Origin of the sequence: Plantactinospora sp. KBS50, from assembly GCF_002285795.1 — a bacterium.
Taxonomy (GTDB): Bacteria; Actinomycetota; Actinomycetes; order Mycobacteriales; family Micromonosporaceae; genus KBS50.
This window is the reverse complement of sequence record NZ_CP022961.1, coordinates 3,752,455-3,777,841: the sequence shown is the minus strand read 5'-3', so window position 1 is coordinate 3,777,841 and position 25,387 is coordinate 3,752,455. Positions and strand designations below refer to the sequence as shown.

The 25,387-nt window shown below is 74.4% G+C and carries 20 protein-coding genes and 1 pseudogene; 12 read left to right on the top strand and 9 right to left on the bottom strand.

Going from position 1 to position 25,387, the window contains the following annotated elements; translation table 11 throughout:
- Positions 1-76 precede the first annotated feature (76 nt).
- The 8 genes and pseudogenes from CIK06_RS16565 (at position 77) to CIK06_RS16530 (ending at position 11,242) form a co-directional block, all read left to right on the top strand.
- Complete coding sequence (locus CIK06_RS16565; RefSeq protein ID WP_095565584.1) at positions 77-1,366, top strand: aspartate aminotransferase family protein; 1,290 nt, start codon at positions 77-79, stop codon at positions 1,364-1,366.
- A 28-nt stretch (positions 1,367-1,394) separates the two neighbouring features.
- Positions 1,395-2,336: an ornithine carbamoyltransferase gene (locus tag CIK06_RS16560; RefSeq protein WP_095565583.1), complete on the top strand. Its 942-nt coding sequence runs from the start codon at positions 1,395-1,397 to the stop codon at positions 2,334-2,336.
- Positions 2,333-3,568 carry an MFS transporter gene (locus tag CIK06_RS16555; RefSeq protein WP_232533669.1) on the top strand — a complete coding sequence of 412 codons (1,236 nt, stop codon included), beginning with the start codon at positions 2,333-2,335 and terminating at the stop codon, positions 3,566-3,568. The genes CIK06_RS16560 and CIK06_RS16555 overlap by 4 nt, the downstream gene beginning before the upstream one ends.
- A complete protein-coding gene (locus tag CIK06_RS16550) occupies positions 3,561-5,864 on the top strand; it encodes a lantibiotic dehydratase (RefSeq protein ID WP_095565581.1) in 2,304 nt (767 codons plus the stop codon). The genes CIK06_RS16555 and CIK06_RS16550 overlap by 8 nt, the downstream gene beginning before the upstream one ends.
- A pseudogene (locus CIK06_RS16545) lies at positions 5,864-7,455 on the top strand (amino acid adenylation domain-containing protein). Before CIK06_RS16550 ends, CIK06_RS16545 begins: the two are co-directional and overlap by 1 nt.
- Entirely contained in the window at positions 7,452-7,718 is a 267-nt protein-coding gene (locus tag CIK06_RS16540) for a phosphopantetheine-binding protein (RefSeq protein WP_095565579.1), read from the top strand. The pseudogene CIK06_RS16545 and the gene CIK06_RS16540 overlap by 4 nt, the downstream one beginning before the upstream one ends.
- Before the next feature lies 1 nt (position 7,719).
- Positions 7,720-10,041 (top strand): lantibiotic dehydratase, encoded by a 2,322-nt coding sequence (locus tag CIK06_RS16535; protein ID WP_095565578.1) that lies wholly within the window; start codon positions 7,720-7,722, stop codon positions 10,039-10,041.
- 379 nt (positions 10,042-10,420) lie between these two features.
- Positions 10,421-11,242: an SAM-dependent methyltransferase gene (locus tag CIK06_RS16530; RefSeq protein WP_095565577.1), complete on the top strand. Its 822-nt coding sequence runs from the start codon at positions 10,421-10,423 to the stop codon at positions 11,240-11,242.
- A gap of 121 nt (positions 11,243-11,363) precedes the next feature.
- On the opposite strand, the gene CIK06_RS16525 is transcribed toward CIK06_RS16530, so the two are convergent.
- From CIK06_RS16525 to CIK06_RS31910, 3 genes are all read right to left on the bottom strand, one after another.
- Complete coding sequence (locus tag CIK06_RS16525; protein ID WP_095565576.1) at positions 11,364-13,505, bottom strand: tetratricopeptide repeat protein; 2,142 nt, start codon at positions 13,503-13,505, stop codon at positions 11,364-11,366.
- A gap of 15 nt (positions 13,506-13,520) precedes the next feature.
- The gene (locus CIK06_RS16520) at positions 13,521-14,750 is read right to left on the bottom strand and encodes a hypothetical protein (RefSeq protein ID WP_095565575.1); all 1,230 of its coding nucleotides are present in this window, start codon (positions 14,748-14,750) and stop codon (positions 13,521-13,523) included.
- Positions 14,751-14,843: 93 nt separating this feature from the next.
- Positions 14,844-14,975, bottom strand: coding sequence for a hypothetical protein (locus tag CIK06_RS31910; RefSeq protein WP_255408500.1), 132 nt, complete (start codon positions 14,973-14,975; stop codon positions 14,844-14,846).
- 523 nt (positions 14,976-15,498) lie between these two features.
- Here CIK06_RS31910 and mtnA point away from each other — a divergent pair.
- Both mtnA and CIK06_RS16510 read left to right on the top strand, forming a co-directional pair.
- On the top strand, positions 15,499-16,512 hold the full coding sequence (mtnA, locus tag CIK06_RS16515; RefSeq protein ID WP_095567901.1) for an S-methyl-5-thioribose-1-phosphate isomerase: 1,014 nt from the start codon (positions 15,499-15,501) through the stop codon (positions 16,510-16,512).
- A gap of 30 nt (positions 16,513-16,542) precedes the next feature.
- Positions 16,543-18,501: a bifunctional aldolase/short-chain dehydrogenase gene (locus CIK06_RS16510; protein WP_095565574.1), complete on the top strand. Its 1,959-nt coding sequence runs from the start codon at positions 16,543-16,545 to the stop codon at positions 18,499-18,501.
- A 16-nt stretch (positions 18,502-18,517) separates the two neighbouring features.
- Here CIK06_RS16510 and CIK06_RS16505 read toward each other — a convergent pair whose 3' ends face one another.
- Together CIK06_RS16505 and CIK06_RS16500 are read right to left on the bottom strand one after the other, a co-directional pair.
- Positions 18,518-19,183, bottom strand: coding sequence for a TetR/AcrR family transcriptional regulator (locus CIK06_RS16505; RefSeq protein ID WP_095567900.1), 666 nt, complete (start codon positions 19,181-19,183; stop codon positions 18,518-18,520).
- Positions 19,183-20,016, bottom strand: coding sequence for a class I SAM-dependent methyltransferase (locus tag CIK06_RS16500; protein WP_095565573.1), 834 nt, complete (start codon positions 20,014-20,016; stop codon positions 19,183-19,185). Before CIK06_RS16500 ends, CIK06_RS16505 begins: the two co-directional genes overlap by 1 nt.
- A gap of 142 nt (positions 20,017-20,158) precedes the next feature.
- On the opposite strand from CIK06_RS16500, the gene CIK06_RS16495 reads away from it, so the two are divergent.
- Together CIK06_RS16495 and CIK06_RS16490 are read left to right on the top strand one after the other, a co-directional pair.
- Entirely contained in the window at positions 20,159-20,596 is a 438-nt protein-coding gene (locus CIK06_RS16495; RefSeq protein WP_095565572.1) for a helix-turn-helix transcriptional regulator, read from the top strand.
- A gap of 11 nt (positions 20,597-20,607) precedes the next feature.
- Complete coding sequence (locus CIK06_RS16490; RefSeq protein ID WP_095565571.1) at positions 20,608-21,018, top strand: VOC family protein; 411 nt, start codon at positions 20,608-20,610, stop codon at positions 21,016-21,018.
- On the opposite strand, the gene CIK06_RS16485 is transcribed toward CIK06_RS16490, so the two are convergent.
- The 4 genes from CIK06_RS16485 to CIK06_RS16470 all read right to left on the bottom strand — a co-directional run bounded on the left by CIK06_RS16485 (position 20,996) and on the right by CIK06_RS16470 (position 25,256).
- On the bottom strand, positions 20,996-21,835 hold the full coding sequence (locus tag CIK06_RS16485) for an NUDIX hydrolase (RefSeq protein ID WP_232533668.1): 840 nt from the start codon (positions 21,833-21,835) through the stop codon (positions 20,996-20,998). The two genes, CIK06_RS16490 and CIK06_RS16485, sit on opposite strands and share 23 nt — an antisense overlap.
- Complete coding sequence (locus tag CIK06_RS16480; protein ID WP_095565570.1) at positions 21,832-23,007, bottom strand: AAA family ATPase; 1,176 nt, start codon at positions 23,005-23,007, stop codon at positions 21,832-21,834. Before CIK06_RS16480 ends, CIK06_RS16485 begins: the two co-directional genes overlap by 4 nt.
- The gene (gene pnuC, locus CIK06_RS16475) at positions 23,004-23,711 is read right to left on the bottom strand and encodes a nicotinamide riboside transporter PnuC (protein ID WP_095565569.1); all 708 of its coding nucleotides are present in this window, start codon (positions 23,709-23,711) and stop codon (positions 23,004-23,006) included. Before pnuC ends, CIK06_RS16480 begins: the two co-directional genes overlap by 4 nt.
- 180 nt (positions 23,712-23,891) lie before the next feature.
- Positions 23,892-25,256, bottom strand: a complete 1,365-nt coding sequence (locus CIK06_RS16470; RefSeq protein ID WP_095565568.1) for an APC family permease — start codon at positions 25,254-25,256, stop codon at positions 23,892-23,894.
- Between the last annotated feature and the right edge of the window lie 131 nt (positions 25,257-25,387).

Genomic DNA, 25,387 nt, shown 5'->3' with positions numbered 1-25,387 from the left:
CTCTGCCGGCCGGCGGCACCGTTCAGGAGTCTGGTGCCGTGTCCGAACGTGGAAACCGTTGAAACAGAGGGACCTGATGGCCATCGCACCCGTCACCCGGCACGTCACGAGGGCAACCGACTTCTCGGTTTTCGAGGATCTCGAATCCAACGTCCGCACCTACTGCCGGAAGTTTCCGGCCATGTTCCACCGGGCCAAGGGCGCCGAACTGTACGCCGAGGACGGCCGCACGTTCATCGACTTCTTCTGCGGCGCGGGCACCCTCAACTACGGGCACAACAACGAGTACATCAAGCGGCGGGTGACCGGGTACCTGGCCGGCGACGGCCTGATGCACGGGCTGGACATGCACACCGTCGCCAAGCGGGACTTCCTGCGCACGTTCGCCGAGACGGTGCTGCGCCCCCGCGGACTGGACTACAAGGTGCAGTTCTGCGGGCCGACCGGCACCGACGCGGTGGAGGCGGCGCTGAAGGTGGCGCGCAAGGCCACCGGGCGGACCGGGATCTTCGCCTTCACCGGGGCGTACCACGGCATGTCGCGCGGCTCGCTCGGGGTGACCGGCGCGCTGCGCGCCCGCCGGGCCGGCGGGGTCACCGGGCAGGACGTCACCTTCATCCCGTACGAGGACGGCCCGCAGGGGCAGTTCGACTCGATCGGGCTGATCGAGCGGCTGCTGGCCGACCCGTCCTCCGGGGTGGCGCCGCCGGCCGCGGTGATCGTCGAGCCGATCCAGATGGAGGGCGGGGTCTATCCGGCCTCCGCCGACTGGCTGCGCCGGTTGCGCGCCGTCACCGAACGGTACGGCGTGCTGCTCGTCCTCGACGAGATCCAGGCCGGCTGCGGCCGGACCGGCCCGTTCTTCTGCTTCGAGCACGCCGGCATCACCCCCGACGTGGTCACCGTGTCCAAGTCCATCGGCGGGTACGGGCTGCCGCTGTCGCTGAACCTGTTCCGCCGGGAACTCGACGTCTGGCAGCCCGGCGAGCACACCGGCACCTTCCGCGGCAACCAGCTCGCGTTCGTGGCCGCCACCGCGGCCTGCGAACTGTGGCAGCAGGGCCAGTTCCGCACCGACAAGGCGGTGGCCGCGCACCGGCTGGAGCGGTTCGGGCGCGACGTCGTGGCGGCGCACCCGCGCATCGCCGTGCGGGGGATGGGCATGGTGACCGGCCTGGACCTGGGCGCCGACGGCGGGCCGGAGCGGGCCGACCGGGTGCAGCGGCACGCCTTCGCGCACGGCGTGGTGGTGGAGCTGTGCGGCCGGCACGACGAGGTCGTCAAGATCCTGCCCCCGCTGAACATCGACATCCCCCGGCTGGACCGCGGCCTGTGCGTACTGCTGGACGCCCTGAGCGCCGCCTGACCCGCCGGACGTACCCGAGGAGGCCCCGATGCGCCCACGCCGACACCTCATCTCCATCGACGACCTCGGCGACGAGGACCTGCGCTGGATAGTCCGGCGCGGGGCGGAGTACAGCGCCGGCACGGCCGGCGACGCCCGCCCGTGCGACGGCGACGTCGTCGGGCTGCTGTTCCGCAACACCTCCACCCGGACCCGGACCGCGTTCTCGGCGGCGGCGCTGCGGCTGGGCGGGCGGCTGATCACCTACGGCGGGCAGGACCTGCAGGAGAACACCGGCGAGACGGTCGGCGACACCGGCGAGGTGCTGTCCCGGATGCTGGATGTGCTGGTGGTGCGCAGCGCGGGCGGCGACGCCGAACTGCGCGGGTACGCGGTGTCGCACCGGATGGCCGTGGTCAACGCGATGAGCGCGAGCGAGCACCCCACCCAGGCGCTGACCGACCTGACCACGCTGACCCGGCACTTCGGCTCCGTCGAGGGCCTGCGGGTGCTGTACGTGGGCGAGGGCAACAACACCGCCTCGGCGCTGTGCCTCGCGCTGTCCCGGTTCGCCGGCACCGAACTGCACCTGCGGACGCCGGCCGGCTTCGGCGTCGACCCGTACTTCCTGGACCGGGCCGCCACGGCCGCGAAGGCCAACGACGCACGGGTGGCGCAGCGGCACGACATGGCCGCGCTGCCGCAGGTCGACGTGGTGTACACGACCCGCTGGCAGACCACCGGCACGACCAAGCCGGTGCCGAACTGGCGGGAGTTGTTCGCGCCGTTCCAGGTCGACCGGGGTGTGCTGGACCGCTGCGGCGCGGGCGTCTTCATGCACGACCTGCCGGCGCACCGCGGTGAGGAGGTCACCGCCGAGGTGCTCGACGGGCCGGCGAGCATCGCCTTCGCCCAGGCCGAGAACAAGTACCACAGCGCGCGGGCCGTGCTCGAATGGTGCTCCGGCCGCTCCCCGGTCGATCCGCGGTGACCGCCGGCAGCCGGCCCCGGGCCGCCATGTACGTCGCCGGCGGCATCTCGTCGGTCGGCACCCAGATGACCATGCTGGCGCTGCCCTGGCTGGTGCTGGAGACCACCGGCTCGGCGGCCCGCACCGGCCTGGTGTACGCGGTGCAGGTGCTGCCGATGGCCCTGCTCGGCTTCGTCGGCGGCAGCGTGCTGCAACGGCTCGGCGCCCGCCGGACGATGCTGGTGGCCGACGCCGCCCGCGCCCCGCTGGTGGCCCTGGTGCCGATCCTGCACGCCACCGGCGCGCTGCACCTGGGGACGTTGCTGTCGCTGGTCGCGCTGACCGGGCTGTTCGGGGTGCCGTACGCCGCCTCGCAGCGGGTGCTGGCGATGGATCTGATCGGCGCCTCCCCGCGGGCGCTCAGCCAGGCGTACGGCGTGCTGGACGGCATCTACAACGTGGCCGCGGTCGGCGGCCCGGCGCTGGCCGGCACCCTGATCGCCCTGCTCGGCCCGGCCACCGTGCTCTGGATCGACGCGGCCTCGTACGTGGCGTCGTTCCTGGTGCTGCTGACCCTGGTGCCGCGCACCGCCGGCGGCGCGGCGCCGGCCGCGCAGCAGCACGACGTCTGGGCCGGGCTGCGCTACCTGCGCACGGATCGCTTCCTCGGCCAGGCGGTGATCTCGACGGTGCTGTTCGGGTTCGTGCTGCGGGTGCTGGCCATCAGCCTGCCGCTGCTGGCGTACACCCGGTTCGGCCACGACGCCCGCGCCGGCGGTCTGCTGGTGGCCGGTTCCGGCGCGGGGGCGCTGCTCGGCTCGCTGGTGACGTACCTGGTGGCGAGCCGGCTGGACCCGGTGCGGCTGGCCCGGACCGCCATGGTGCTGATCGCGCTTCCGCTGTGGTTCCTGCTGCTGCCGGTCCCGCCCGCGGCCCTGGTGGTGGCCGTCGCGGTGTCCTCGGCCGCGGTCACCGTCTCCAACGCCCCGTACGCCGCGATCGTGAGCGTGCGGGCGCCGGCCGGCCTGCTGCCCTCGGTGATCCAGACGGTGATCACGGTGGGCAGCATCGCCGGCCCGCTGGGTCTGCTGCTGGCCGGCGTGCTCACCGACCGGGTGGGGATCGAGGCGTGCCTGCTGGTCGTCGCGGTCACCGCCAGCATCGCCACGGTCAACGTCCTGTTCGCGCTGACCCGGCTCGTCTCGGACACCACCGCCACGCCCGCCCCGGAAAGGACGTTGGGACATGTCTGACAAGGTGCTGCTGCCCGGTGGCTGGCGGCTGTGGAACCAGTTCGCGCTGCGCGGACCCGGGTTCCCGGCCGCCGGGGTGCTCCGGCTGGCCCCGGCCGGGCTGGCCGCCGCCGCCGACAAGGTGGCCGAGGCCCCGCCGACCGGCCCCGAGTGGGACGGCTTCGAGGAGTTCTTCGGCACCGCGGCCGTCGCCACCGCCGAAACGCTCCAGGAGATCGCGGCGCGGCCGGCGTTCCAGGCCGCGGTCGGCTGGCAGAACCGGGCCGTGCTCGGCTCGGGCATCCGGCCGTTCCTGTCCTGGCGCCCGTCGGTGGCCGGGCGCACCAGCATGCCGCGCCAGCGGGAGGAGCTGGTGGCGCACTACTGGCAGCGGTTCTGCGTCAAGAACGACACGATCGGCTTCTTCGGCCCGGTCGGCTGGGGCCGGATCGACCCGGCGCTGCCCGGTCTCCAGGTGGAGCCGGGCGAGCGGCTGATCGCCGAGTCGGAGGTGTACTTCTCCAGCTGGGCGATCGACACCCTGGCCCGGACCATCGAGGACACCCCGGGGATGCGGGCGTGGATCCCACCCCGGCGGGTCTCCTTCGCCCGGCTCACCGAGCGCGGCGTCGAGCTGGCCGGCTGCCCGCCGCAGCCGGTGGACGCCGCCGACCGGCGGGTGCTGGAGCTGTGCGACGGCACCCGGGACCCGGCGGCGATCGCGGCGGCGACCGGCCGGCCGCCGGCGGAGGTACTGGCCGTGCTGGCGGCGATGGTGCGGCGCCGCTGGATCGTCTGGCGGATCGAGATCCCGGCCAGCGCCCACCCGGACCGGTACCTGCGGGCCGCGCTGGAGCGGGTGCCCGACGCCCGGGTCCGGGCGGACGCGCTGGACCGGCTGGCGGTGCTGGAACGCGGGCGCGAACGGGTGCGCGCGGCCGGGCAGGACCCGGCGGCGCTGATCGACGCGCTGGGCGCGCTGGAGGCGTCGTTCGTCGAGCTGACCGACGCGTCCGCGCAGCGGGCGAAGGGCGCGAAGACGGCGCCGTGCCGGGCGCTGACCTACTCGGACTCCCGGCGCTCGGCGACCGTCCGGGTCGGGGCCGCGGTGCTGGCCGAGCTGACCCCGCTGTCGTTCTGCCTGCTGGCCGCCCGCTGGCTGGTCGACCGGTTCGGCGAGGTGGCCGAGGGTCGCATCCGCGAACGGTACGAGCAGCTGCGCGACCAGCAGGGCACGGTGGACCTGGCGTCGCTGTGGATGCGCTGCATGCCCAACCCGTACCCGGGGGCGCCGGAGGACGCCGAGCGGATCCGCCAGGAGATGCAGCGGCGCTGGGCGGCGATCGTCGACGCCCCGCCCGGCGCCAGCCGGGTGCGGCTGCGTTCGGCCGACATCGCCGACCGGGTCCGGGCGGCGTTCGGCGGGCCGGGACGCGGCTGGGGGATGGCCCGCTACGTCAGCCCGGACGTGTTCGTCCTGGCCACCGACGCGGCGGCGGTGGCCCGCGGCGAGCTGGAACTGGTGCTGGGCGAGATGCACGTGGGCACGAACACGCTGACCCAGTCGCTGTTCGTGATGCAGCACCCGGACGCCGGGGAACTGCTCGCCGAGACCGACCGCGACTTTCCCGGCCCGCGGCTGATGCCGATGCTGCCCAAGGAGTCCAAGCTGCTGCGCTGGTCCACCCGCAGCCGTCCGGCGCTGACCCGGGCGCAGGACTACCTGGTCGGCCTGGTCGACTACACCGCCGACCCGCACCGCCCGCGCACCGTGCCGGGCGGCGACGTGCAGGTACGGGAGCGGGACGGTGAACTGGTCGTGGTGCTGCCCGACGGCGCCACCTTCGGCCTGCTGGAGGTCTTCGGCCACGCGCTGACCAACCAGGTGATGAACCGGTTCGCCCTGCAACCGGACGTCGGACACACCCCCCGGGTGACGGTGGACCGGATGGTGCTGTCCCGGGAGACGTGGCGGTTCGCCGCCGGCACGCTGGACTTCGCGGCGCAGAAGTCGGAGGCGCGGCGGTTCGTGGCCGCCCGCCGGTGGCGGGCCGAGCAGGATCTGCCGCGCTTCGCCTTCGTCGTCTCGCCCGCCGAGCCGCGTCCGTTCTACGTGGACTTCGACAGCCCGGTGTACGTGAACATCCTGGCCAAGGCGATCCGCCGGCTGCGCACCGCGGACCCGGCGGCCGTGCTGACGGTCAGCGAGATGCTGCCCACCCCGGAACAGGCCTGGCTGACCGACGAGCGGGGCGAACGGTACTGCTCGGAGCTGCGGCTGGTGGCCGTGGACCAGACCCGCGAGGAGTTCCTGTGATCACCACGTTCCCGTCGGAGCTGCCGGCCGACGACACACCGGCGATCAGCACGCCGGGGGTACGGTCAGCTACCGCGAGCTGCGCCGCCGGTCCGAGGCGCTGGCCGTCGCCCTGCTGCGCCGCGGCGTCGGCGCCGAGCGGGTCTGCGTGGTCGCGCTGGACCGCGGCGCGGACCCGGTCGTGGCGACCCTCGGGGTGCTGCGCGCCGGCGCCGCGTTCCTGGTGGTCGACGTGGACCTGCCGGACCGCCGGCTGGCGGCGCTGGCCCGCGGTGCGGACGTGGTGATCACCAGCCGGACGCTGGCACCCCGGCTCGCGGCGCTGGGCCTGCCCGGCCCGGCCGTGCTGATCGACGAGGCCACCGCCGGGACACCGGCAATGAAACCGCCGGCCGGGACACCGGCAATGAAACCGCCGGCCGGGACACCGGCAATCGAGCTGCCCGCCGGGACACCGGCAATCGAGCTGCCGGCCGGGGTACCGCCGCGCTCCCTCGCGTACGTCGGCCACACCTCCGGCTCCACCGGCACCCCGAACGCGGTGCTGATCGAGCACCGCTGGCTGCACCCGTACCTGCGGGGGATCGTCCGCGACTACCGGCTCGGGCCGGACACCGTGGCGCTGCAACTCGCGCCGCCCGGCTTCGACGCCGCGCTGCGGGACACCTTCGCGCCGCTGCTGGCCGGCGGGCGGCTCGTGGTGCTGCCGCGCTCCACGCTGCTGCGCCCGGCCGAGTTCTTCGCGGCCCTCGCCGAACACGGCGTGAACACGATGCTCAGCGTGACGCCCTCGTTCCTGAGTTTCCTCGCCGCCCAGGACGGCGCCGCCGACTGGCTGCGCGGGCTGCGCCTGGTCGCCACGACCGGCGAGCCGATCCGGCCGTTCCTGGCCGCCGGGGGCCGCCGGCTGGTCCCGGGCCGGCTGGTGAACCAGTACGGCCCGACCGAGTGCACGATGACCACCACCCGGTTCGACGTGCCCGAGCGGCCGGACACCACCGTGGACCTGATCGGCGTACCCATCGAGGGCGCGGCGGTGCGGCTGCTCGGCACCGACCTGGAACCGGTCCCCGCGGGCGCCGTCGGGGAGCTGTGCATCGCCGGACCGGGCGTGGGCCGGGGGTACGCGGGCCGCCCGGCGCTGACCGCGCAGCGGTTCGTCCCGGACGCGGCCGGCCCGCCCGGCGCCCGCCTCTACCGCACCGGCGACCTGGCCCGGCTGCGCCCGGACGGGAACCTGGAGTACCTGGGCCGGCGCGACCGCCAGATCAAGATCCGGGGGTACCGGGTCGACCCCGGCGAGGTGGAGGGCGCGCTGCTGGCCCACCCGGCGGTGACCGGGGCCGCGATCACCGCGGCCACCGACGCGCAGGCGCGGATCCACCTCGTCGCGCACCTCACCGGCGACCTGGGCGGGGTGGCGGACGCCGCGCTGCGGGCGTACCTCGCGCAGACCCTGCCGCCGCACATGATCCCCCGCCGGTTCGCCCGGCTGAACCGCTTCCCGACCACCCGTACCGGCAAGGTCGACCGCCTTGCCCTGGCCGGTTCGCCGGCGCCACTTCCGGACCCCGAAGGGACAGCACGATGACCACCGAGCAGAAGAACGTCACCGGCACCGACCTCACGGCGCTGGTCACCGCGATCTACCGGCAGGCGCTCTCCGACGACACGCTCGACGCGGACGCCGACTTCTTCGAAAACGGTGGCGACTCGCTGGCCGCGTTCCAGGTCACCGCCCGGTTGCAGGAGGAGCTGGGCATCGACCTGCCGGTGGCGCTGGTGTTCTCCTACCCCACCCCGGCGGAGCTGGCCGGCGTCGTGGACGCCGACCTGGCCGGGCGGGTGGGCTGAGATGGTCGCCCCGGAGGGCACGCCCCCGCGCCTGGGCGGCCGCTGGCGGGTGTGGGACCAGTTCGCGCTGCGCGGTCCGGGTTTCCCGGCCGACGGCGTGCTGCGGCTGGTCCCGCAGGAGCTGATCGTGGCCGCGGACGGGTTGCCGCCGGTGCCGACGCCGGCGCAACTGCGCCAGTTCCAGGAGACGTACGACGCGGCGGCGGTCAAGAACACCCTCCTGCTCCAGGAGATCGCGGCGGCGCCGGAGTACCGGGCGGCCGTCGGCTGGCAGAACCGGGCGCTGCTGGACCGGGCCGTCCGGCCGTTCCTGCGCTGGCGTCCCGAGTCCGGCCGGACCAGCCAGCTGCGCCAGCGGGAGGAGCTGGTGGCGCACTACTGGCAGCGGTTCTGCGTCAAGAACGACACGATCGGCTTCTTCGGCCCGGTCGGCTGGGGCCGGTACGACCCGGCGATCGGCGGGCTGGCGGTGTCCCCGGGCGACGGGCTGGTCGCCGAGACCACCATCTACTTCGCCAGCTGGGCGGTCGACGCGCTGGCCCGCAGCCTGGGCGCCGACCCGGACCTGGCCGGCTGGGTCGCGCCGCGGCGGGTGCCGTTCGTCCGGCTCGACCCGACCGGCGCCACGCTGCCCGGCCGGCCGTCGCAGGAACTGCCGGCGGAACTGGTCCGGGTCCTCGAACTCTGCGACGGGGTGCGCCCGGCGGTGGCGATCGGCCGGCAGCTCGGGACCGACGTCACCGGGGCGCTGACCGAGCTGGTCCGGCGCCGCCTGGTGCACTGGCGGCTCGACCTGCCGGCCGGGGCGTACCCGGAGCGGTACCTGCGGGAGTGGCTTTCCGGCGTCGGCGACCCGGTCGCCCGGCAACGCGGCCTCGACCAGCTCGACCTGCTGGAACGCGGCCGGGACCGGGTCCGCGCGGCGGCCGGCCCGACCGGTGCGGCCAACGCGGCCAACGCGGCCGACGCGGACGATGCGGACGACCTGCCGGCCGCGATCGCGGCGCTGGAGCGGGACTTCGTGGCGCTGACCGACGCCGCCGCGGCCCGGGAGAAGGGCGCCACCACCGCGCCCGGTCGCGGCCTGGTCTACGCCGACTGCCGGCGCGCGGCCACGGTACGGGTGGGCGGCGACGTGCTGTCCGCGCTGGAGCCGCTGGACGCGCTGCTGACCAGCGCGACCTGGCTGACCTCGGAGCTGGCCGGCCGGGTCCGCGCCCGGGCCCGGCGGGTCTTCGACGAGTTGGGGCCGACCGACCTGGCGAGCTTCTGGTTCGGCTGCATGTCGATCCTGCACCGGGACGCCCCGGCGGACGCCGCCGAACTCCAGCGCGAGTTCTGGACCCGCTGGGAGCGGGTGCTCGACCTGCCCGCGGACGCCGCCCGGGTGCACCGTCGCCTGCCGGAGATCAGCGAGCGGGTCCGGGAGAACTTCGACGCGCCGGGCGGCGGGTGGCCGTCGGCCCGCTACCTCAGCCCGGACGTGATGATCGCCGCGGCCAGCGCGGAGGCGGTGGCGCGCGGGGAGTTCGAGCTGGTGCTCGGCGAGCTGCACGTGGCGATCAACACCCTGGGCGCCGCGCTCTACCTGCACCAGCACCCGAACCCCGACGAACTGTTCGCGCTGACCGGCCGGGACCATCCGGCGCCCCGGCTGCTGCCGCTGATCCCGAAGGAGAACCGGTCCCGGCTCTCCACCCGGATCCGCTACAGCCTGGCCCGGCCGCAGGACCACTACGTCGCGCTCACCGACTTCACCGCCGACCCGCGCCGCCCGCGCACGCTCAACAGCGCGGACGTGGCGGTCCGGGCACGCGGCGAGGACCTGCTGGCGGTCCTGCCCGACGGCACCGAGTTCGACGTGATCGACGTCTTCGCGCACGTGCTGACCTCGCTGGTGCTGGACCGGTGGCGGATCCTGGCCGAGCGGGACCACACGCCGCGGGTGACCGTCGACAAGCTGGTCATCGCGCGGGAGACGTGGCGGTTCCCGGCCGCCGGGCTGAAGTTTGCCGCGGAGAAGACCGAGGCGCTGCGGTACCTGGGCGCCCGCCGGTTCCGGGCGGCGCGCGAACTGCCCCGGTTCGTCTTCGTGACCTCGCCGACCGAGCCGCGACCGCTGTTCGTCGACTTCGACAGCCCGGTCTATGTGAACCTTTTCGCCAAGGCCGTGCGCCGGCTGGTGCGCAAGGACCCGGACGCCCGGCTGACGGTGACGGAGATGCTGCCCACGCCCGAACAGGTCTGGCTGCTCGACGACCGGGGCAACCGGTACACCTCGGAGTTGCGGTTCGTCGCGTTCGACACCGCCGGCCTGGACTGAGCCGGGTGGCGGGCCGGCCGCGGCCCGCCCGCCACCCGGGCGGCGCCGCAGAGCCGCGATGCCGCGGTGTCGCGGTGTCGCGGTGTCGCGGTGTAGCGATGCCACGGTGCCGCCCGCCGTCCGCCGCCGGCCGCCCGGTCGGTCCGGGGAACCTGCTCCGGAACGCCCGCTGTCAATATGTCGACAGTGCACGGCCGGGGCCGGAGCGGGGCCGCGCCGGGTCGGGCGGGATGGGCCGTTTCATCTATCCTCTGTACGTCATGTGAACACGACCTTGCGCCGGGTAGGCCGTCACGAGCGGCGTCCGCCGCGGCGGCCAGGATCGCCGCGGACCCGTCGCCGCGTCGATCGACGGCGATCCTTCGGAGGGACAGCAGCCTTGACGACCGAGAAGGCGCCGCCGGGCGTCGACACCAGCCGGCCGAGCATCGCCCGTGTCTACGACTACCTTCTCGGCGGCAAGGACAACTTCGCGGTCGACCGGGCGGCGGCCGAGGCCGCGCTGCGGATCACCCCGGACGGTGCGGAGTCCGGCCGGGCGTCCCGGGCGTTCCTGCGGCGCGCGGTGCACTACCTGGCCGCCGAGGCCGGCATCCGGCAGTTCCTGGACATCGGCTCGGGGCTGCCCACCCAGGGCAACGTGCACGAGATCGCCCAGCGGGTGAACCCGGCGGTCCGGGTGGTCTATGTGGACAACGACCCGATGGCGCTCGCGCACGGCCGGGCGCTGCTGGCCAACGCCGCGACGACGGTCGTGGTGGACGGTGACGTCCGGGCGCCCGAGCAGATCCTCGCGCATCCCGACGTCACCCGCATGATCGACTTTACCCAGCCGGTCGGGCTGCTGCTCATGGGCATCCTGCACCACCTGCGCGACGACGACGACCCGGCCGGCCTGGCCCGGCGGTTCTGCGCCCCGCTGGTCTCCGGCAGCCACCTGGCGATCTCCCACTTCTTCGACCCCGGCGAGGCCCAGCCGGAGATCTCCGCGCAGGCCCGCGCGGTGGAGAAGGTCTTCAACGAGACCCTGGGCACCGGGCGCTGGCGGACCCGGTCCGAAGTGCTCGCCTACTTCGGCGACTTCGAACTGGTGCCGCCCGGACTGGTCCCGCTGGCGCAGTGGCGGCCGGGTGACGCGGTGGAGTCCCGGCAGACCGGCACCTACCACACCATCGTCGGCGGGGTGGCCCGGAAGCCCTGACCGCCTCCGCCGCCCGGCCGGTGCCGCCGGTGTCGGCCGGGCCACCGGTGCCGCCCGGGCCGGCGCGCCGAACCGGGCCGGCTGGCAGACCCGGGCCGGCTGGCAGACCCGGCCCGGGCCGTCACGCCCGGCCCAGCGCCTGCAGGCAGAGATCGCGCTGCTGCCAGGTCTCCGGATCGTCGTCGGCCTCCGCGGCAAGGGTGAGATCGGCGAGGGCCGGCTCGTGGCGCCCGGCGTCCATCAGCACCATGGCCCGGTTGAACCGGGTGACCGGGGAGTCCTCAAGGTCCAGGGCACGGCCGAGATCCGCCAGCGCCGCCGGCAGGTCACCGGTCCGGTGCGCGGCCAGACCCCGCGCCGACCAGGCGGCGGCCAGTTCCGGGGCGCCGGCGACCGCGGCGGTCAGCGTCGCGTGCGCGGCCCGCGGGTCGTCGTCGAGCTCCAACTGGCCCCGTACGCAGAGCAGATGCGCGTTGTCAGGGTCGGCGGCGAGCCCGAGCCGGACGTCGGTCCACGCACCGTCGAGGTCGTCGAGGGCGTACCGCAGCCCGGCCCGGTTGATCCGGGCGTCCAGGTGCTCCGGATCGAGATCGAGCACGTAGTCGAACCCGTCCAGCGCCGCCTCCACCTCGCCCAGCTCCAGCAGGGTGTCGGCCCGGTTGTAGTGGACCTCGGTGAACGGCGGGGAGAGCCGGCTGGCCCGGTCGTAGTGTTCCAGCGCCTCCGCCGGCCGCCCGAGCCGGCGCAGCAGATTGCCCCGGTCGAGGTGGTACTCGGGGTAGTTCGGGTCGGCGGCGATCACCGCGTCGAGTTCGGCCAGCGCCTCCTCACGGCGGCCGAGGGCGTTGAGCAACTGCGAGCGGTTGTGCCGCAGCACCGATCGGTGCAGTTGGTGTTCGTCGGGTCCAAGCGCCCGGTCCAGCTCGACGATTCCCTGCTCGACCAGTTCCAGCGCCTCGTCGAGCCTGCCCTCGTGCATCGCGACCAGCGCGAGGCCGTTGCGGTTGAAGACCAGGTGCGCGGAGCGGTCCAACGACTCGGGCAGCAGTCCGGCGTACGCGATCGCGGCGTTGCCCCAGGCCCGCGCCCGGCGGTGGTCGCGCTCGTCCTTCTCAAGGTGGCGCGTGTAGATCATCGAGGTGGCGTACGCCGACTGCATGTGCACCATGGGCGCGGTGGTGTGCGCCCGCGCCTCGTCGTAGAGGGCCAGCGCGTCCAGCGGCAGCCCGAGCGCGAGCAGCGACGTGGTCGCCTTGGTGGTGAACGCCCACCAGTGTTCGAGCTGCGCCGTCGGGTCGATCACCGCCCGGCCGCGGTGTCCGTAGTCGATGCTCGCGTGGTAGAAGCCCATGTTGACGCAGTATTCGAGGGGTTCCCGCAGGGCGTCGGCACCGGCGCCGGCGGGGTCGGCGCCCCGTTCCCGGTGCAGCGCGACGGCGCCCAGCCGCAGCGACCACTCGTCCCGGGCCAGCAGCTCGTCGGCGCGTTCGTCGTGCAGGGCCGCGCGGGCGTCGGGTTCGAGTCCGGCGTACGCGGCGTAGAGCGCGGGGTCGTCGTCCACGCAGTCGCTGCACACGTACTCCCGGGCCAGCGCGGCCGATGCGGCGGACCCGCCGGCTGCGGCGGTGGCGTCTTGCGCCGGGACGGCGGTGGCGTCTTGCGCCGGGGCGGCGGCAACGGCTTCGACCGGGACGGCGTGGCGGCGCAGGGCCGCCGAGAGCGGGACGGCCACCCGGCCGATCGGTTCGTCCATCGGCTCGATCCCGGTCGCCAGGCGCAGGCACAGCCGGGCCGGATCGGCCCGGCGCAGCAGGACGGCGAACAGCTCCTGGTCGGTCGGGTCGGCCTGGTGCACGTTGTTCACCAGCAGGGTGCGCGGCTCGTCGAGGTCGGCCAGCCACGCGTTGACGAGTTCGGCGACGCCGTGCGCGTGGCGCAGGGTACGCAGCCGGGAGTAGAAGCGGGTCCGCTCGCCGGGAATGGCCAGCGAGGTGAGGGTCTCGCGGGTCACCGGTACCACGTCGCGCAGCTCCGGGGCGATGGACAGGATCTCGATCTCGTGCCGGTGCACCAGGTCGGGCCGGCGCGCGAGGATGGCGGGCACGATCTCGCGCAGCAGCGCCCCGGCGGCGGTGTAGGGGCCGCGCAGGTTCCGGTGCGCGTCCAGCCGCGCCAGCGCGGGGGCGCCGAGGTCGGAGTCGAGCAGCCGAAGCCGGTCGCGGTGGTGCGCGGCCCGGATCCACCGGTGCGGGGTGTCTGACACTGTTGCCTCCACGGGTCAGAGCTGGGCGCGCGCGGCGGCGCGGTTGCGGATCGCGACGACGGCGACGAGGGCGAGTTGCCCGACCGCCAGCAGGAACACCAGGTACGAGTCGATGACGTGCCAGATGCCGCCCGGATCGGCGATCCGTCCCACCAGCTCGACGACGAACCGCGCCGCCAGCGGCACGATGGCCATCCCGAAGGTGGTCAGCGTGACGGCGTAGCCGACCACCATGAGCCACATGTACCAGCGGGCGGCCCGGACGTCGGTGGGGTGCGGCGGCGCCGGGGACCGTTCCGGCGCGGGGCGCCGGGTCAGCCGGCGCAGCCGCTCGCCCAGCATCCGCGCTGCCGTCCCGTGCAGGTCGACCGTGCCGAGCACCAGGGAAAGCAGGTAGTAGATGTCGGTGCGCAGGTAGAAGAAGAGCTGCCACACCACCCGCAGCAGCGTGCCGTAGCTGAGCGCCAGGCACAGCCGCGCGGCCAGCGGAAGCGACCCGTCCTCGGCCCGCAGCGCCGCCGCCACCAGGGTGAGCACGGCCATCATGACCAGGTCGCAGCCGATCCCGGCGATCATCGGCAGCCACCGCTTGCGGCGGGGAACCGTGACCAGCCCGTCCATCGCGGTCTCGACCACCAGATAGTTGAGGCGGGTGCTTATCGACATCCGGGTGTGCAGGCCCAGCCGCCGCCCGGCGAGTGCGTGGGCGGCCTCGTGGCACAGGATCAGCGGCCACTGTCCGACGGCCAGGACGATCGTGACCACGGTGAGGTAGTCGGTGAAGAAGATCTGGTCGTAGGTCGGACGCAGGTCGGGTTGCCAGATCAGCACGGCGAGACCGGCGAGCGCCAGCAGCCCGTAGCCGATCAGGGCGGGCCGGGAGAACAGCAGCTCGCCGAGCCGGCGCCAACGGACCGGCGCGGCCGCGCGGGCCGACGACGCGTCGGGCGCCGCACCGGGTCCGGGGAGCACCCCGAACTCGACGAGGTCGTCGAGGAGGCTGAGCACGTCGATGTCCTCGCCGTGTTCCCGCTCGTACCAGGCGCCGGCCTGGGCCGGCGTCATCCCCTCGGCGAGCCGCTGGATCACGGCCGCGGCGTCGGCCGGCAGTACGACGTAGGCGCCGGTGGCGTGCCGTCCGACGACGACGTCCGCACCGTCGGGTTGGTAGACCAGGTCCGGCACCGCGACCGGGGAGTCCGGCGGGTATCCGTGGTCCTGTTCCGTCGTCTGCTGTCCGCTCAAGGCTGCTCCCGGGTGCGCGGACCGGCACTCGTGGAGCCGGTGGGACGGGGTGGTGCCGCCCGGCCGGTGTCCCGGCCGGGCGGCGGATCTGCCTCAGGGGGTCACGGGCAGGCACATCCAGGGGATGTAGGCGGCGCTGGCCTCGGCCGTCAGCCGGACCGGGCCGGCCTTGCGGACGACGACCTTCTTTGCCGACCGGGTGGTCAGCGTGGCGTTCTGGCTCATATCACGCTCCCTCAATGCGATTCCTGCTCGTATTTCGAGCATTGGCAACATGTTATGAGCGTCGACGAATGCCGTCAACATATTGGCGTCTGTCGGAGTCAATCGATGCTGTGTGCCACGTTGTCAAGGGCGGAAGTCGGATTGATGCAACCCTCTCCCTGTTGTCGAATGCGGTGAGTATCAGCAGTTCAGGGACGGTTTGAATCTCCGGAGAAGCTGGTCCAGTCGGGCTTGAGCGATCCACAATATGCGTCTGCTAAATTGGGCCGTTTGCCCGTGCCGGAGAGCGCGCGCCGCACAACACACAAAGAAAAGCGAACCGCAGAAGGCGTGTCATACCGGCGGCTTGTGCACGGACCAGACAACACCAAAGAAGAATTGCTTGCGCCCGGACGGGCCAAATTGGGCGAGGCGGGAATGCGTACTTTGTCACCGTGCCGTTTCGCGGGGCTTGGCGGCGGGCGGTTCGCGGCCGTAGGTTGTGGTCGCGGTCGTACGCCGTGGCCGCGGGCAGGAGGTGTGGATGCGGACCATCGACTGGCAGGACGGCCTGATCGTCGCGATCGACCAGACCCGGCTGCCGCACGAGGTGGAATTCCTGCGCATCCGCACCATCGAGGACCTGGTCACGGCCATCCGGTCGCTGGCGATCCGGGGCGCGCCGGCGCTCGGTGCCGCGGGTGCGCTCGGCGTGGCCCTCGCCGCCCGACTGCACCCCGACGACCCGGCGGAACTGGGCCGGGCCGCCGCCGCGGTCCGGGCCGCCCGCCCCACCGCTGTCAACCTGGCCTGGGGGGTCGACCGGGTCCGTGCCCGGGTCGAGGCCGACGGCCCGGCGGCGGCCCTGGACGAGGCGCTCGCGGTGCTGGCGGAGGACGTGCGCTGCTGCCGGGCGCTCAGCGAGCGCGGCGCCCGCTGGCTGGTCGAGACCGTGGGGCCGCGGCTGGCGGTGCAGACCCACTGCAACGCCGGCGCGCTGGCCACCGTCGAGTGGGGCACCGCGCTGGGCGTGGTCCGGTCGCTGCGCGAGCAGGGCGCGCTGACCCACGTGTACGCCTCGGAGACCCGCCCGTTGCTGCAGGGCGCCCGGCTGACGGTCTGGGAACTGGCCCAGTTGGGCGTGCCACACACCCTGGTGGTGGACTCGGCCGCGGCCTCGGTGCTGGCGCAGGGTCTGGTCGGGGCCGTCGTGGTGGGCGCGGACCGGATCGCCGCCAACGGCGACGTGGTCAACAAGGTGGGCACGTACCCGCTGGCCCTGGCCGCGGCCCGGGCCGGGGTGCCGATGGTGGTCGCCGCCCCGGAGTCGACGGTGGACCTGGCGACGCCGTCCGGCCGGGACGTGCACATCGAGGTCCGCGCCCCGCAGGAGATCACCGTGCTGGGCGCGGCGGCGCTGGCGCCCGCCGGCACCGGCACACTCAACTACGCCTTCGACATCACCCCGGCGGACCTGGTCACCGCGATTGTCACCGAGCGCCGGATCATCCTGCCGGCCGCCGGTGGCCGCCCGGACGACGACGCCGGGCCGGCCTGATCCCCGACCGCTGCCGAGGAGCCGAATCCGATGCGCAACCGCTGGTCCGCCACCGACGCCCCGGACGGCGCCGATCCGGTCGCCCCGCTGGTGTACGCGTCCCGGCTGCTCGGCGCCGACCCCGACCTGGTGCTGCACGGCGGCGGCAACACCTCGGTCAAGACCACCGTCACCGACCTCACCGGGGAGCCGGTCCGGGTGCTGCACGTCAAGGGCAGCGGCTCGGACCTGGCGACCATGACGGCGGCCGGCTTCACGGCCCTGCGGCTGGACCGGCTGCACGCCCTGCTGCGCCTGCCGCGGCTCGGCGACGGCGACATGATGAACGAGCTGCGCTGCGCCCGGCTGCACGCGACCGCCCCGGACCCGAGCGTCGAGACGCTGCTGCACGCCCTGCTGCCGCACCCGGTGGTGCTGCACAGCCACGCCGACGCGGTGCTCGCGCTGACCAACCAGCCGGCGGGGGAGCGGCTGGTCGAGCAGGTCTACGGCGAGCGCGTCGTGGTCGTCCCGTACGTCATGCCCGGCTTCGACCTGGCCCGGCTGTGCGCGCAGCGCTACCCGGAGCGGGCGCACGCCGGGACGGTCGGCATGGTGCTGCTCAACCACGGCCTGTTCACCTTCGGCGCGGACGCCGCCGAGGCGTACCGGCGGCACATCGAACTGGTCGGCCGGGCCGAGCGGCGGATGGGCCTGCCGCGGACCCGGACGGCGCCGGCCCCGCCCCGACCGGTGCCGCGGACCCGGCTGGCCCGGCTGCGCCGGGAGGTCTCCGCCGCGGCCGGCGCCCCGATGCTGCTGCGCCGGTACGAGGACCCGGCGGTGCGCTCGTTCCTGGACCGGCCCGACCTGGCCGCGGTGGCCGGCCGCGGCCCGCTCACCCCGGACCACGTGCTGCGCACCAAGCGGGTCCCGCTGGTCGGCACCGACGTGTCCGGGTACGCCGAGGCGTACCGCCGGTACGTCGAGGAGCACCGCGATCGGGCGCGCACGGAACTCACCATGCTGGACCCGGCGCCGCGGGTGCTGCTGGACCCGGAGCTGGGCCTGCTCACGGCCGGCCGCCGGGACGCCGAGACCGGGATGGCCCAGGACATCTACCGGCACACCATCGACGTGATCGAGGCCGCCGAGGCGGCCGGCGGCTACCGGGCGCTGCCGGCGGGCGACATCTTCGACATCGAGTACTGGGAGCTGGAACAGGCGAAGCTGCGCCGCGGCGGCGCCCCGGCGCAGTTCGCCGGCGAGGTCGCGGTGGTGACCGGCGCCGCGTCGGGCATCGGCCGGGCCTGCGCCGCGGCGCTGCTGGCCCGGGGCGCCTGCGTGGTGGCCCTGGACCGGGACCCGTCCGTCGCCGGGTCGGACGGGCCGTCCCGGCTGGGCCTGAGGGTCGACGTCACCGACGAGGCGGCCGTGGACAACGCGCTGGACGCGGCGGTGGACCGGTTCGGCGGGGTGGACATGGTCATCGCCGCCGCCGGGGTGTTCCCGGCCGGCCAGGAGATCGCCGAGCTGGATCCGGCGTCCTGGCGGGACACCATGTCGACGAACGCGCAGTCCGTGGCGTACCTGCTGTCCCGGACCCACCCGCTGCTGGCACTGGCCCCCGGCGGCGGCCGGGTGGTCGTCATCGCCTCGCGCAACGCCCCGGCCCCCGGACCCGGCGCGGTCGCCTACTCCGCCTCGAAGGCGGCCGTGACGCAGGTGGCCCGGGTCGCCGCGCTGGAGTGGGCGGCCGACGGGGTCCGGGTGAACGTGCTGCACCCGGACGCGGTCTTCGACACCGGGCTGTGGACCGAGGAGGTCCTCGCGGCGCGCGCCGGCCGGTACGGGTTGACCGTTCCGGAGTACAAGCGCCGCAACCTGCTCGGTACGGAGATCACCAGTGCCCGGGTGGGCGAGCTGGCCGCGACGCTGTGCGGGCCGGCCTTTGCGGCCACCACCGGCGCGCAGATCACCGTGGACGGCGGCAACGAGCGGGTGATCTGAGCCGGTGCCGGCACGGTCACCGACCGATGCCGGCCAGCAGCACCGCGATCACCGGCCCGACGAGCGCCGCGTCCGGCGCATCCGACCTGCCCGGTCCACCGGCCGGGCGCGGCGCCGGGTGCGGCCCGCCGGGGGCGAGCAGGCGGGTCAGCACGGTGTCGTGGCAGATCCCGACGAGCATCGCCGCGGCGGCGGCCAGCCGGGCATCCGTGACGTCCGTCCCGAGCCGGCCCAGGTCCCGCTCGGCGTGCAGGTAGCCGGCCAGGCGGTCCCGCCACGGCCGGCCGGCCCCGTCCAACTCGGCGAACCGGGCCAGCACCGCCGGTCGGCCGAGCAGCCCGGCGAAGGCCGGCAGGATCGCCCGGTGCAGCGCCAACCCGTACCGCAGGTGTGCCCGCAGGTTGGCCTCGACCGTGCCGGTGCCGGGTGTGGGCAGCGCGCCGAGCGCCCGCTCGACCGCCTGGACGTGCGCGTACAGGGCGTGGGCCAGCAACTCCTCCTTGTCGGCGAAGTGGTTGTAGAGCACTCCGTCGGCGACGCCGGCCGCCCGCGCGATGGCCCGCACGGTCAACCCGGCGGTGCCGTGCTCGGCGATCAACCGCTCGGCCGCGCCGATCAGGTGCTCGCGCAGGCCGATCCGGCCGTCCTCGGCGCGCAGCGCGCCCGCCCGGCGCGGTGCCATCAGGCCGCCGCCGCGACCAGCCAGGCCGTGCCGCACAGCCGGACCCCGTCCGGCCCGGCGAAGTCGGCAAGCGCGGCGGTCAGCCCGGCCCGGGCGTGCTCGGCCGCCGCCGGCCCGGCCAGCGTCATGTGGTGGCGCACCGGTCCCCAGCCCGAGATGAACTCGGCCGCGTCCGGCACGTCACGGCCCCAGACCTGCGTGGTCTCCACGTGTGTGCAGGTCACGTCGTGGAACCCGGCCGCGCCGAGCACCGCGGCGATCCGCTCCGGGTCGGCGAACGAGGTCGGGCCGCTGCCGGCCGGGCCGGTGGGACGGGGCAGGTGCGGGGCCATCGCGGCGAACAGGGTGCCCAGGTCGGTGCCGTCGAGGTCGGTGAGGCAGGCGAACGCCAGCCGCCCGCCGGGTCGCAGCGCCGTGTGGATGTTGCCGAAGGCGGCGACCGGGTCGGCGAAGAACATGATCCCGAACCGGCTGAGCGCGGCGTCGAAGCCACCCGGCGGGAACGGGTGGACCTGCGCGTCGCCCCGCTCGAAGGTCACGTTGGCCAGCCCGTCGGCCGCGGCCCGCGACCGCGCCACCGCGAGCATGGGCGCGGACAGGTCGACGCCGACCGCGTGCCCGTGCGGCGCGGCGGCGGCGGCCAGCCGGGTCAGTTGGCCGGTGCCGCAGCCGACGTCCAGCACCCGGTCCCGCTCGCCCGGCGCCGCTGCCTCCAGCAGGAACCGGTTGACGCCGCTGTTCACCGCGTCGTAGCGGTCGGCGTGGAGCGCCCAGTGCTCACCCTCGTAACCGTTCCATGCCCGCGCCTGATCGACGTTGACGGTCGCCTCCACGCCAGCCCCCTCCCTCGTTATGAACGTGCGTTCATGAACGCACGTTCATAGTGCGTCATCGCCGCCCGCCGCGCAACCCGCGGACCCGGCGGGCATGAGCGGGCGGCCGCGGGAGGCGGCGGGAGGTGGCGGGCGGGGAAGGATGTGCCATCCTGGTCGGGTGGATCCTGCGGACCTCAAGCTGCTGCGCCGCGCCCGTGACCTGATCGATCGGGAGTACGCGCGCCCGCTCGACGTGCCCGCGATGGCCCGCGCCGCGCTGATGTCCCCGGCCCACTTCTCCCGCCAGTTCCGCGCGGTCTACGGGGAGACCCCGTACACGTACCTGATGACCCGGCGGATCGAGCGGGCCAAGGCGCTGCTGCGCCGGGGCGACCTGTCGGTCACCGAGGTCTGCCTGGCGGTCGGCGCCACCTCGCTCGGCTCGTTCAGCACCCGGTTCACCGAGCTGGTCGGGGAGAGCCCGAGCGCGTACCGCGCCCGCAACCACAGCGCGTTCTCGGCCGTCCCGGGCTGCTGGGCCAAGCACGTCAGCAGGCCGAGCAGGATCAGAGAAGCGCAGGTCAGCGCGGTTCGGTAGCGTTTCGTGGCATGAGACTCACCCTGCAGTACACCTTCCTGGAGGTCGATGACCACGAGGCCGCGCTCGCGTTCTACCGCGACGCGCTCGGTTTCGAGGTGCGCCAGGACGTCGCGATGGAGGGCGCCCGCTGGCTGACCGTCGGCCCCAGCGACCAGCCCGACCTCGGCATCGTCCTGCAGTCCGTCGGCGCGGGCCGTTCGCCGCAGGACGCGCGGACGCTGCGCGAACTGCTGGCCAAGGGGTCGCTGTCCGGCCTGGTCCTGCAGGCCGACGACGTGGACCGGCTGTTCGAGCGGATCGAGGCCACCGGCGCCGAGGTGCTCCAGGAGCCCATGGACCAGCCGTACGGGGTGCGCGACTGCGCCTTCCGCGACCCGGCCGGCAACCAGGTGCGGATCAATCAGGTGTCGAAGGGCTGATCCGGGTGAACGGCGGCACGATCCAGCGGGCCGCGCCGCGCCGGTAGAGCAGCGGGGGAGCGCCGCCGCGCTCGCTGGCGGCCGGCCGGTGCTCGTCGGTCGGGATGAGGAAGCCGGGGACGTTGAGCATCTTGCGCCGGAAGTTCGCCAGGTCCGGCGCGTACCCCCAGACGGCCTGGTAGACCCGCCGCAGGTCGGCGAGGGTGAACGGTTCGGTGACGAACTGCCCGGCCAGGGTGCTGTACTCCAGCTTGGCCCGGACCCGCTCCAGCGCATCGGACAGGATCAGCGCGTGGTCGTAGGCCAGCACCGGCACGTCGCCGGCGTACGGCTCGCCGGCCTCCCAGGCGGCGCGCTGGGCGGCCAGGTCCAGGTCCTCGACCGGCCAGTACCGGGCCTGCGCCGCGTCGCTGGCCGCCGTCGGCTCGGGCAGTCGCGGGGCGAGCGCCACGTAGGCGACCGAGGCCACGTGCAGGCCCGCGCGGATCCGCGGGTCGCGGCGCGGGTCGGTGTACGTGCCGACCTGTTCGAGATGCCCGCCGACGGTGGCCCAGTCCAGCCCGGTCTCCTCGCCGAGTTCGCGGACCGCGGCCCGGTCGGCGGACTCCCGGCCGTGTGTGACGTGGCCGCCGGGCAGCGCCCAGAAGCCCCGGTACGGGTGGTCGCCGCGGCGGATCAGCAGCACGGTGAGCACGCCGCCGCGGATCGTGAAGATGTTCAGGTCCACGGTGAGGGCGAACGGCGGGAACGCCCGCGGGTCGTAGCCGGCCAGGTACGCGTCCTCACCCGGCCGGTCCGCATGCCGCTGGCCGGTCACCGGGCCACCGGCCCGGCGGTGGTGCGGGTGGTGCCGCGGGTGGCGGTGCGGGAACGGGGACCCGGGTGGGTCGTCTCGGGGATCGGCGGGGCGAACGTGGCGGCCCGGCGCAGCAGCAGGTCGGTGGTGCGGACCGCGAGCGCGAGCCGCTGCCCGACGTCGCCGGTGAGCAGCACCCAGGACGCCCCGGCCCGGGTCAGCGCGTCGGTGAACCAGCCGGTCATCGCGGCCCGGACCTGCTGGTCGCCCTCCCGGAGTCCATCATCGACCCAGGCTACGCCGTCGTGGTCGGTGACCAGATAGACCGCGCGGCGTGCCGCCCCGGCCGCCCACGGCTGCCCGGCGCGTGCCCGCGGCCCGAGGTAGCGGCGTTCCCAGACCGCGGTGGCGAACGCGTCGGTGTCGCAGACCAGCAGCGGCGAGCCGGCCCGCGCGGCGGCCTCCTCCCGGCGGATCTGCCCGGTCGCCACCGCGTCGAAGTCCTCCGGTCCCCAGCGCAGATCGTCCAGGGCCAGGTCCGGCTGGTCGCGCCGGTCCCGCGCCCACTTGAGTTCGGTGTACTCGCGGCCGTACTCGCCGACCCACCCGGTCCGGGCCCACACCCCGCCGAGGTCGCGGTAGTGGTCGGCGAGCAGCCGGGAGATCGTGGTGGTGCCGGTGGACTCGGCGCCGACCAGCACGACGCGGGTGGCCAGGCCGGCCCGGGTGGCCGGCGCCAGCAGGTCCCAGCCGCCGGCCAGGTCGGCCCGGACCGCGGTGCCGCTGACCGGGACGCTGGTCCGGCCGGGATCCACCGGTACGTGGTCGGCGCGCAACCGGTCGGCCAGCTCCCGCCCGTACGCCTCGCCGGTGAAGACGGCGTCGACCGGGAGGTCCGTGGCGGTGCCCACCGCGGCGCGCATGCTGGCGACCTGGGCGGCCCACACGGTGCCGTCGGTCAGGTCGACCGGGGCGTCGCAGCGGACGCCGACCACGGTGACGGCCGGGTCGGCCGCGTGTTCGGCGCGCAGCCAGTCGACGCGGTCGGCCAGCGGGATCGACTCGACGGCGGAGGCCATGCAGACCACGGTCACCCGGTCGGCCCGGGCCGCGGCGGTGCGGATCAGGTGGTGGTGGCCGAGCGTGGGCGGGTAGAACTTGCCGATCACCAGGCCGTGCCGGTACGTCCTCACGCCGGCACCCCCGTCCCGCCGGCCGGCGCGGCGGCCGGCCCGGACCCGGTCGTGCCGTCCGGCGCGGATACGCCGGTCCGGCCCGGGGTGCTGGCGGCGAGCCAGGCCCGCAGGCCGAGAATCGTCATGCCGAGGAACAGCGTGTACACCACCGCGGTCAGCACCAGCCCCTTGGCGGCGTACAGCGGGATGTAGACGACGTCGGCGGCCATCCAGAACAGCCAGGTCTCGACCCGCTTGGCGTTCAACAGGTACTGGGCGGCCAGCGAGATGGCGGTGGTCAGCGCGTCCCAGAACGGGGCGGAGTCGTGCACCGCGGTCAGCAGCACGGTCAGCCCCCAGGTGGCCACCACGACGAACCCGACGCATCCGGCCAGGGTGCGCGGGGTGGCCCGGCGGACGGTCAGCGCGCCCCGGTCGGCGCCGCCGTGCAGCCACTGCCACCAGCCGATGATCCCCAGGACGATGTAGACGATCTGGAGTCCGCCGTCGGCCCAGAGCCGGGCGGTGGCGAACAGCACCAGGAAGAACGTGCAGTTGGCGATCCCCACCCAGAAGTTGTGGATGGAGGAGCGGACGGTCAGCCAGACGCACGCGGCGCCGCTGACGAAGCCGAGCAGTTCGGCCCAGGACACGGCGTCGTTGCCGATTCGGAACAGCACCGCGTTCAGCGGTGCGATCAGTTGTGCCAGCCAGGCCAGCATCGGTCCTCCTCGGGCTAGTTATGGTCATGACGACTATAACGTCTGCCCGCGGCGAACGCACCGGTCGGTCCGGTCACAGATTCGCCCCCCGGGGCCGGCCGGACCGGATCGGGTCCCGCCGGATCGGCCCTGCCGGATCAGCCCTGCCGGATCAAGCCGTGCCGGATCGGGTCTGGGCGGTCATCGCCGGCGGGCCAGCGCGCGCCCCGCGGGGCCGGCGTTGCGGCCCAGTTGCTCGACGATCCGGGCGTGGTGCCCGGCGTGGTGCCGGCCGCGCAGCGCGTGCAGGCCGAGGCCGGCGGCGACCAGCAGCAGCCCGAGCAGCGTCTGCCACCAGGCGATGAAGGCCAGTTGCACCGCCGCGGTGAGCAGCCCCAGCGCCGGCAGCAGCGGCCCGCCGGGCAGCGCGATGCCGCGGCCGTCCCGGCTCCGCTGGGCGCGCACGGCCGCGGCGTTGACCAGCACCATCGCCGCGATGGCCGCGACGTTGCCGAGCGCCACGATGGTCTGGATGTCGCCGGTGAGCAGCAGGACGACCGAGATGGCGGCACCGGCCAGCACGCTCACCGCGGGGTGGCCGTGCCAGAGCCGGCCGGCGGCCGTCGGGACCTGCCGGTCGGCGGCGAGCCGCACCATGATCTCCGAGGAGCCCAGCGTGTTGGCGTTGGCGGCGGACAGCGTGGAGATGAGCGCGCCGATCGGGATGAGCACCCCGCCCCAGCCGCCGATCAGGTGCCGTGCCGCGGTGCCGACGCTGGCCTCGTCGTAGCTGCTGATCCCGCCGGCCAGCAGGGCGACCACCACCCCCACGTAGATCAGAGCCACCAGCGCCATGCTGATCAGGATGGCCAGCGGGATGGTCCGCTGCGGTCGCCGTACGTCGCCGGCCATGTTCGTCACCACGTTGAACCCGAGGTACGCCACGAACAGCAGGCTGCTGGTGGTCAGCACGGCGCCGCCGCCGTGCGGCGTGAACGGCGTCAGGTGCGCGCGACCCAGGTGCACGAAGGCGAAGACGACCAACAGGGCGAGGATGGCGACCTTGACCGCCACCAGCGCGGTCTCGGCCCGGCCGATCAGGCTGGCCGGGCCGAGGTTGAGCCCGGCGATCAGCACGGCGGCGAGGACCGCCACCACCAGCGCGGAGGCGTCCGGTACGAAGAAGTCGTGCAGGTAGCTGCCGAAGGCGTTGAGCACGAACGCCACCCCGATGACCCCGCCGAGCCAGAACGCCCACGAGGTGAGGAAGCCGAGCCGGGTGCCGAGCGCGACGCCGACGTAGGCGTAGCCGGAGCCGCCCGGCGGCGCGAGGCTGGCGACCACCGCGAAGGACAGCGCCGAGAGCAGCACCAGCACCCCGGCCAGTACGAACGACAGCATCGCGGCCGGTCCGGCCCGCTGCACGGCCAGGCCGGACAGGACGAACACCCCGGCGCCCACCATCGTGCCGACGGCGAAGGCCACGCAGGTCAACAGCCCGATCGAGCCGTGGGCGGGGGACGTGGTCGGCGTGGCCGAGCGGGTCAGTGGGTCCCGGGTCGCCATCGCGCCTCCGCCTCGTCGCCGCCGGGCACGTCCGGTGCCCCGCCCAGCCCGCGACGATACGCCGGCCGGCCCGAACGGCGCCGTGGACCGTTCGCTCGACCGGCGTACCCGGTGGGCCGGAGCCGGTGGGC